Source organism: Pseudoalteromonas sp. 20-MNA-CIBAN-0454, from assembly GCF_040308685.1.
GTDB classification, from domain to species: domain Bacteria; phylum Pseudomonadota; class Gammaproteobacteria; order Enterobacterales; family Alteromonadaceae; genus Pseudoalteromonas; species Pseudoalteromonas nigrifaciens.
On record NZ_JBEOOB010000146.1, the window covers coordinates 1 to 287 of the forward strand.

At 48.1% G+C, this 287-nt stretch carries 1 protein-coding gene; it reads left to right on the forward strand.

The genetic code is table 11. From position 1 onward, the window contains the following. Positions 1-287, forward strand: a 287-nt coding sequence (locus tag AAEZ22_RS18315) for a DUF72 domain-containing protein (protein ID WP_352298444.1), incomplete at both ends; no start/stop codon positions are given.

The following is a 287-nucleotide window of genomic DNA, read 5'->3' on the forward strand; positions in this document are numbered from 1 at the left end:
TCTTGGTACGCTGTACCCAACCGGCACCAAAAAAACGGACTTCTTACGCGAATACGCCAAGCAATACGGCGCGGTCGAGATTAATAGCACTTTCTACGCGCCTATCGGTCAAAAAGCCTTTGCCGGTATGGTCAATAAAGCCTATGTGCAAGTAGACAGTGAATTGAAGTTCGCGGTCAAACTTCATCAAGACTTTACTCATGCACGTAAAGGCACTGCCGAACACGCGCAAGCTTTCTTGACTGCGCTAACGCCTCTTATAGAAGCTAATTGTCTCGCGCCATTAC